Below are 8,110 nucleotides of genomic sequence, written 5' to 3'. Positions count from 1 at the left end.
GGTCAGGGGAGGGCGGTGACTGCGGCGGCGTACTCGACGCCGGTGGCCAGCGCGGCGTGGACGAGCACGGTGAGCTGGGCGCGGGTCGCCCCGAACGCCAGGTCGGTGGTGACGTCGCCGGCCAGCACCAGCTCACCGTCAGCAGCGCGGTGGACGTACGCCTTCGGCAGCAGCCGGTCGTGGTTCCACGCGTTGCAGAACTCGTACGCCTCGGCGAGCCGGTCACCGGGGAGTCGGCGGCCGGCGACGATCCGGATGTGCAGGATCTCGTCCCGGTCACCGGTCAGTTCGAACTGGACGACCGCGTCGCCCCACCGGCCGCCCACCGTGCCGTCCTCGTCCACCCGGTACACGTCGCCCCGACGGTCGAGCACGGCGGTGATCGCGGTGACGCTCAGCGGCAACGGGACGTCGTCCGCCCGGCCGGTGGACGCCGCCCCGGAGGCTCCGGACGCCCCGGCAGCCCCCGCCGGCTCGTCGTCGACCTCGTCCTCCTCCTCGTCCGGTAGCCGCTGCGGACCGGTCAGCGGCGTCTCGGCCAGCCAGGCCGCGATCCGGCCGGACTGGTGACCGGTACCGTTGCGCGCGTCGAACCGGCCGGCCAGGTCCCGGGCGGTGGCGTGCAGTTCGGCGCCGAGCGCGGTGACGGTCAGCTCGGCGGCGGCCCGTTCGCCGTACCCGGGCCGGGCGACCAGCCACCGGCCCAGCCCGGCCTCCTCGGCCAGCCGGCAGACCAGCGCCCCGGCAGCGGCGAACTCCATCGCGGAGAGTTCGTCGTACGGCCGGTCCAACCGGCCCAGTTGCTCGCCGAGGATGTCCAGACCCCGGATGTGGTCCCCGGTCAACGCACAGAACCGCAGATGGGTGGCGAGGTACGGGAAGGCCGGACGTTCCCGGCGGTGCCGGCGGTACGCCCGCACGTGGGCCCGGCCGGCCTCCTCGACCCGGCCGAGCCGCAGGTACGGCAGGACCAGCGCGACCAGGGACCGTTCCGGCTGTTCGGGGCAGCGGTGCCGGTCGAGCGGCACCGCCTCGACGGTCTGCGCCGCCACGCTCCACAGTCCCCAACCGGCCAGCAGTTCCGCCTGCTGCGCATTGGCGCAGCCGGGGCAGCCGGACTCGTCGTCCGGGGGCTCGGCCCGCCACCGGTCGAGCCACTGCCGGGCGGCCGGCTCGTCGCCGAGGTGGTCGGCGATCCGGCAGCGCAGTTCGTGCACGGCGGCCAGGCTGCGCTGCTGCTCCTGGAGCCGGTTCGCCAGGTCGTCGAGGAGGGTGCCGCTCTGGGCCAGCCCCACCCGGCTGCTGCCGGTGAAGGCGGCCACCGTACGCCGGTGGTGGTGGATCAGTAGCGCCCGGTCGGTGTCGTCGAAGCGGGCCGGCCCGGTCCCGGCCCGGTCGCTGTCCAGAGCGGCCAGGCAACCGACGAGGGGTTCGCGCAGCCGCCACCACACGCCGCGCCGGGTGTACGCGTCGAGCAGGGCGCACCGGGCGTCGAAGGCCAGCCGGACGTGCCCGGCGGCGTCGGCGTACGCGCTGATCCGTTCCAGTTCGACGAACTTCTCGTCCCCGTCGGGCAGATCCCGGGCCTGGGCCAGTTCGGCCGCCAACCGGTCCGGCCGTTCCGTGCCGGTCACCGGGTCGACTTCCAGGTGGCGACGGCGGCGGCCAGCTGGCACCCGGTGGCGATGCCACGTTCGAGCAACTGGTCGAGCTGGTGGGTGGTGACCCCCCGCTCCAGGTCGGCGATGACCTCCCCGCACACCCGGGCGGTGCCGTGGTCGTCGACGTGGACGAACGCCTTGGGCCACAGCCGGTCGTGGTTCCACGCGTTGCACCGGGCGTAGAGCGTGGGGACGTCCTCGATCGGGAAGCTGGTCGCGGCGGTGGTGCGCACCTGGAGCAGTTCCCCCTGCGGGCCGAGCCGGAAGAAGTAGATGACGTTGTCGTCCCAGCGGCCGACGAGGTCACCGTCGCTGTCGGTGTGGAAGGTGTACCCGCGGCTGGTCAGCACGGTGGCGATCAGTTCGTTGGTCAACGGGAGCAGGGTGTGCGGGTGGCCGCCGACGGGCCCGTCCGGGAGGTCCTGGAAGCCCGGGGGTGCCATGCGAGTCCCTTCTGCGGCGATTGTCGCAACTGGCTGTGGTAAATACCACGCTCCACGGTGGAGCAGGTGCTGCGGCACGCGGACACGACCCGCAAAAGCGGCGGTTACCCGGGTCGCGCCGTTACGGTGACTCTATGGCGGGCCGTACCTCTCAGGCGAGCCGGCGCCGCGGCGCGTCGCCGCGTGGTGCCGCGACGGGTCGTGCCCGGCAACCGGCGAAGAAGGCCGCCCCGGCGGCCCGGCGCAAGCCCGCGAAGCCGGCCCGGCCGGGCGCGGCGGTCTACGTCGGACGCGCCCTCGGCGCGGTGTGGATGGGCGTGGCGCACGGGGTCGGCTGGGCGGTCCGCGCCGCCGGCCGGCAGGCCGCGTCGGCCCGTGAGCTGGATCCCGAGCACCGGCGGGACGGCGCCGGGCTGCTCCTGCTCGGGCTGGCCATTCTCAGCGCGGTGGCGGTCTGGTTCTCCGGTGCCGGCCCGGTCGGCGCCCGACTGGCCGACACGATCCGGCTCTTCCTCGGGGCGATCGCCGTCGCGCTGCCGGTGCTGCTGTCGGTCGGCGCGGTCCGGCTGATGCGGGAGCCGGGCGATCCGGCCCACCGGGGGCGGGGCCTGGTCGGCTGGACGTCGATGCTGGTGGCCACCGCGTCGCTGCTGCACATCGGGCAGGACCCGGTGGACAACGCGCAACGGGACTACGCCGGCGGCCTGATCGGCGCCGGTGTCGGTGACCTGCTCCAGGGGGCGTTCACCGCCTGGGTCGCGGTGCCGCTGCTGCTCCTGCTGCTGGTTTTCGGTCTGCTGGTGGTGACCGCCACCCCGATCAACAAGATCCCCGAGCGGCTGGGCCTGCTCGCCGGGGTGATCGTGCCCGGTGCCGCCGGTGCCGCCGGTGCCGCCACCGCCGGGTCGGAGACCGAAGCGGACGCCGGGGCGGGGGAGGGAAAACCGGCCCGGACCCGGCGCAGCCCGGCGAAGCGACGGCCGGCGCCGCCGGAGCCGATCGACCCCGACGGGCCGGACGGGTACGACGACGACGGCCCCGACATGCAGGAAACCATCGTGCTGCCCCGCAAGCCGGGGACGAAGGTACCCGCCGCCCGCCGGGTGGTGGAGCCGCCGGAGCACAGCCCGGCACCGACCCGGGCCGAGCAGCTCGCCATCACCGGCCTCTCCGGCGACTACACCCTGCCCCCGGCCAACCTGCTGCGCTCCGGTGCCGCGCCGAAGAGCCGCAGCAAGGCCAACGACGAGGTGATCGGCGCGCTCGCCGGGGTCTTCGACCAGTTCGACGTGGACGCGGCGGTGACCGGGTTCACCCGTGGGCCGACGGTCACCCGGTACGAGGTCGAGCTGGGCCACGGGGTGAAGGTCGAGCGGATCACCCAGCTCTCCCGCAACATCGCGTACGCGGTGAAGTCGCCGGACGTCCGGATCCTCAGCCCCATCCCGGGCAAGAGCGCGGTCGGGGTGGAGATCCCGAACACCGACCCGGAGAACGTCGCCCTCGGGGACGTGCTCCGCTCCCGGGCGGCCACCGGCGACCACCACCCGATGCTGGTGGCCCTCGGCAAGGACATCGAGGGCGGCTACGTGGTGGCCAACCTGGCGAAGATGCCGCACATCCTGATCGCCGGGGCCACCGGTGCCGGTAAGTCGTCCTGCCTGAACTCGCTGCTGGTCTCGATTCTGACCCGGGCCACCCCGGACGAGGTGCGGCTGCTGCTGATCGACCCGAAGCGGGTCGAGATGACCGGGTACGAGGGCATCCCGCACCTGGTGACGCCGATCGTGACCAACCCCAAGAAGGCCGCCGACTCGCTGGAGTGGGTGGTCCGCGAGATGGACCTGCGCTACGACGACCTCGCCGCCAACGGGGTCCGGCACATCGACGACTACAACCGCAAGGTGCGCAACGGCGAGATCAAGGCACCACCCGGCAGTGAACGCGAGATCCGCCCGTACCCGTACCTGCTGGTGATCGTGGACGAGCTGGCGGACCTGATGATGGTCGCACCCCGGGACGTGGAGGACTCGGTCGTCCGGATCACCCAGTTGGCCCGGGCCGCCGGCATCCACCTCGTCCTGGCCACCCAGCGGCCCTCGGTGGACGTGGTCACCGGCCTGATCAAGGCGAACGTGCCGTCCCGGCTGGCGTTCGCCACCTCCTCGCTGGCCGACTCCCGGGTCATCCTCGACCAGCCGGGCGCGGAGAAGCTGCTTGGTCGCGGTGACGGGCTCTTCCTGCCGATGGGTGCCTCGAAGCCGGTCCGGATCCAGGGTGCCTGGGTCACCGAGGCCGAGATCGCCGACGTGGTGAAGTTCTGCAAGAACCAGCGGGAGCCGGAGTTCCGGCCGGACGTGCTCGCCCCGGCCCAGGACAGCAAGAAGAAGATCGACGAGGACATCGGCGACGACCTGGACCTGCTGGTGCAGGCGGTGGAGCTGGTGGTGACCTCCCAGTTCGGGTCGACCTCGATGCTGCAACGCAAGCTGCGGGTCGGTTTCGCGAAGGCCGGTCGGCTGATGGACCTGATGGAGACCCGGGGGATCGTCGGTCCCTCGGAGGGCTCCAAGGCGCGGGACGTACTGGTCAAGCCGGACGAGCTGGAGGAGGCGCTGGCCGGGCTGCGGGGCGACGAATGACCTTGCGGCTGTCGGCCGGTGGGGAGATCATCCCGGCATGACCGCGCCGTCCCCGAGGAACGTCAGCGCCGCGCAGGAGCGCCAGATGCTGGAGTCGTTCGTCGACTTCTACCGTAACGAGCTGAAGGAGACCCTGGCCGGGATCTCCGAGGCCGAGGCCCGCCGCCGGCTGGTGCCCTCGCTGACCACCCTGATCGGCCTGGTGAAGCACAACTGCGCCGTCGAGCGGAACTGGTTCCAGCACCGGCTGCTCGGCATTCCCCGGGAGGAGGTCGACGGCCTGGCCAACGGTGACGACCGGAGCTGGGCCGTCCGGGACGACGAGACCGTCGCCGACGTACTCGCCGAGTACGACGCCGCGTGCGCGGTGTCCCGGCGCAACGCCGCGCGCTTCCCGCTGGACCACGTGGTACCGCACGAGCGGCTCGGGGAGTTGTCCCTGCGCTGGATCTACGCGCACATGATCCAGGAGTTGGCCCGGCACGCCGGACACGCCGACATCCTCCGTGAACAGATCGAGGCAGCCCGCGCCGATCATGGAGTTATGGTGGTCGATTCGCCCCGTTAGGCGTACGTTGCGGGGCACCACAAATCCATGATCGACAAAGCGGTCAGTTGCCCCACTCGAAGTTCGGCACGACCGCCTCGGCGATCTCGAACCGGCCACCCGGCACGAGCGGCGTCCCGGCGTCGTCGCCGTGGGCCGTCACGGTGTGCTTGCCGAAGCCGGACACCAGCGGGCGACCGACGTCCCGCCGCAGCCAGAGCCGCAGCAGGTGCCGGCGCCGCTCCGGCTCCGGGAAGTCGACGTACCCGGTCCGCGAGTGCAGGGCGGCGTAGTTGAGCAGCCACTGCACGTCGCCCGGCTGGAAGTCCATGTCCAGCGCGAGCCCCGGCTCCTGGGCGATCTCGTCGTAGAGGTGCAGCAGTTCGATCTGCTCGTCGGTCAGCCGGGGCACCTCCGGGTAGTCCTGCGCCGAGAAGATCATCTGGCTGCCGGCGTAGGTGCTGAAGATGCCGTCGACGTAGCTGCAGATCGGCGAGGTGTAGAACCGGGCCGGCGCGTCGTGGTCCTGGCGGTACCAGTCCCAGTGCCACGGCTCGAACAGCAGGGGCGCGAGGTCGGGGCGCCGGCGCAGGATCTCGTTGTAGATGGTGGTGCCGCTGACCAGGCTGCTGGCGCCGCCGTCCTTCGCTGCCCGCAGACACATCAGCGCGACCACGTCGGAGCTGTCGGAGTGGAACGGCAGGCGGTCGCGGACCCGGGAGGGCAGCGCGGTCGGGTCGTCCAGTGTCTTGTTGGAGGTGGCGATGACGTGGTCGAGCACGTCGCCCGCCTGGTTCTGTTTCATCGGTACGCCGAGGTGCAGGCCCATCAGGAAGAAGATGGCGCCGGAGACGGTGTCGCCGTACTCCTCGGTGCGCAGGCCCCGCACGAGCACGAAGCCGCGACCGGAGTCCATCTGCCGGGCACACTCGGCGATCAGGTCGGTGCAGACCGGCAGCGGGTACTCGGCGGCGGTGACGGTCCGCAGGTCGGGGTTGTTCTTGACGAACCGCGTGCCGACCGTGACCAGTTCGGTCTGCTCGGCGTCGCTGAGGTGGTAGATCCATTCGTCGGTCTGGCTGAGTTCGTCGCCGCGCCAGGCGGACGGACCGGTGATCGGGGCCAGGTTGAGCGCTGTGGTCATGGTGGGTACTCCCGGACGTAGGTGGGTTGGATCTGCGGACGGGGAACCGGCGGGCGTCTGACCGCGCACGTACCGAGGGTTCTGACATTCGAGGCGTGCCGGAGGTGACGCGGCGGAGGAAGCGGCGCCGGCGGTGCCGAGCGACCCGTCGACAAGGGACGGGCGGCTGGTCGGCCCAGGACAGGCTGCCCGTCGTCGAAGGACGGGCGGGCGGGTCAGAACGGGGTTTGCGGGTCGCCAGCGGCGGTGCCGGGGCGCAGACCCGTGCGCGGCGGGTGGACCCGCAGCGGCTCCCGGTAGCCGGGCGCCAGCAGACCGGAGTCGGTGGAACTGACTCGGATCATGGCGGGCTCCTGCGTCTGAGGGGTCTGACTCGACGCTAGACCAGGTGACCTGGTCTCGTCAATAGAGATGTCGTCTCGCTTGGTGACAATGATGAGTGTTGCGCGGTGCCGTTCGTGACGGCCCGGTCCCGACCCAGTTCCGCGGTGATCTCCGCCGCCGTCCGCTTCAACGCGGCGGCGAGCGGCGAGTGGGTGCCCTCCGGTACCGAGGTCGTCGTACCGACGATCGCGAGAGCGGCGATCAGGCTGGTGCCCCGGAAGATGGGGGCGGAGATGCTGCGCACCCCGTTGACCGACGGGGTGTTGGCGGAGATGCCGTCCCGGCGGATCTTCTCGATCTCCTCACGCAGCTCCGCCGACGCCGCGGTCGCCGACGGCAGGCCGGGGACGTCCCCCTCGGGTAGGAACGCGCAGAACACGCGGCCCTGGGCGGACTCCGTCCGGGACAGCCGCGACCCGGTCCGGACGCTCACCCGGATCACCCGGTCGGTGTTGTCGTCGACCCGTACCACCACGGCCGTGTCGCCGTCCCACACGCTCAACACCACGGTCTCGTCGATCTCCCGGACCAGCCGCTGCATGTGCGGGCCGGCGACGGCGATCACCGGCATCCCGGCCCGGGCCGCCGCGGACAGGGTCAGGATCTGCGGTCCGAGCGAGTACACCGCCTCCCGCTCGTCGTAGCGCAGCAGGTTGCTCTCCCGCAGCGCCTTCGTGTAGCGGTGCGCGGTGGCCTTGCTGGTGCCCAGGCTGGCGGTCAGCTCGTTGAGGGTCAGTCGTGGCCGGCTGACCGTGAACGCGTTGAGGATCATGGCGGCGCGCTGGACCGTCTGGATCGCCGGCGCGGCGGCATCGCCGTTACCGTTCTCCGAGGTCTTCGCCGATCGGGTGGTGGCCCGGCTGACCGGGGCCGGGACCGGCTCCACCTCGACCCCGGTGACCGGGATCGCGGACTCTGCCCCGTCGTGCGCGACCTCTGGCTGGACAGCCGTGTCGTGTTCGCCCATGTCTATTTCCTCGGTCAGCGGTGGCCGGACGGGCATGTGCATGTTGCGGGATAGCATCCTGTCATCCAGAACGTCGGTCTGTCGACAGCGGCGCGGGCGGCAACCCCGGAAGGGACAGCGCGTGTCGCAGCGCGATCTCGCCGTACAGCCGGGCGAACGCGGTGAGGTCCGCCAGGTCGAACAGTTCCCGACGGGGGTCGGCCGGGTCCGGTCGGGGGGTGGGGCCGACCCGGACCGTGGGTACGCCGTGCCCGCGCAGCACCACCCCGTCGGTCGAGCCCTTCCAGTTCGTGATCTCCGTCGGCGGTGCCCCGTGCAGCCG

At 71.9% G+C, this 8,110-nt stretch carries 8 protein-coding genes; 2 read left to right on the top strand and 6 right to left on the bottom strand.

Annotated elements, in window-relative coordinates; translation table 11 throughout:
* Positions 1-2: 2 nt before the first annotated feature.
* Together GSF22_RS27230 and GSF22_RS27225 are read right to left on the bottom strand one after the other, a co-directional pair.
* Positions 3-1,634: a YbjN domain-containing protein gene (locus GSF22_RS27230; protein WP_208816594.1), complete on the bottom strand. Its 1,632-nt coding sequence runs from the start codon at positions 1,632-1,634 to the stop codon at positions 3-5.
* The gene (locus tag GSF22_RS27225) at positions 1,631-2,104 is read right to left on the bottom strand and encodes a YbjN domain-containing protein (RefSeq protein WP_208816593.1); all 474 of its coding nucleotides are present in this window, start codon (positions 2,102-2,104) and stop codon (positions 1,631-1,633) included. The genes GSF22_RS27230 and GSF22_RS27225 overlap by 4 nt, the downstream gene beginning before the upstream one ends.
* Before the next feature lie 134 nt (positions 2,105-2,238).
* On the opposite strand from GSF22_RS27225, the gene GSF22_RS27220 reads away from it, so the two are divergent.
* The gene (locus GSF22_RS27220; protein ID WP_208816592.1) at positions 2,239-4,746 is read left to right on the top strand and encodes an FtsK/SpoIIIE family DNA translocase; all 2,508 of its coding nucleotides are present in this window, start codon (positions 2,239-2,241) and stop codon (positions 4,744-4,746) included.
* Positions 4,747-4,783: 37 nt separating this feature from the next.
* Positions 4,784-5,314 (top strand): DinB family protein, encoded by a 531-nt coding sequence (locus GSF22_RS27215; protein WP_244454207.1) that lies wholly within the window; start codon positions 4,784-4,786, stop codon positions 5,312-5,314.
* A gap of 43 nt (positions 5,315-5,357) precedes the next feature.
* Here the strand turns inward: GSF22_RS27215 and GSF22_RS27210 are convergent, their stop codons facing one another.
* The 4 genes from GSF22_RS27210 to GSF22_RS27200 all read right to left on the bottom strand — a co-directional run.
* The gene (locus GSF22_RS27210) at positions 5,358-6,437 is read right to left on the bottom strand and encodes a TauD/TfdA family dioxygenase (RefSeq protein ID WP_208816591.1); all 1,080 of its coding nucleotides are present in this window, start codon (positions 6,435-6,437) and stop codon (positions 5,358-5,360) included.
* A gap of 215 nt (positions 6,438-6,652) precedes the next feature.
* Positions 6,653-6,781: a hypothetical protein gene (locus GSF22_RS35535; protein WP_280116984.1), complete on the bottom strand. Its 129-nt coding sequence runs from the start codon at positions 6,779-6,781 to the stop codon at positions 6,653-6,655.
* 35 nt (positions 6,782-6,816) lie between these two features.
* Positions 6,817-7,788: an IclR family transcriptional regulator gene (locus GSF22_RS27205; RefSeq protein WP_208816590.1), complete on the bottom strand. Its 972-nt coding sequence runs from the start codon at positions 7,786-7,788 to the stop codon at positions 6,817-6,819.
* Positions 7,789-7,849: 61 nt separating this feature from the next.
* A partial coding sequence (locus GSF22_RS27200; protein ID WP_208816589.1) for a hypothetical protein occupies positions 7,850-8,110 on the bottom strand: 261 nt, incomplete at its 5' end.

Source organism: Micromonospora echinofusca (assembly GCF_017614955.1).
GTDB classification, from domain to species: domain Bacteria; phylum Actinomycetota; class Actinomycetes; order Mycobacteriales; family Micromonosporaceae; genus Micromonospora; species Micromonospora echinofusca_A.
This window is presented reverse-complemented; position numbering and strand designations above follow the sequence as displayed.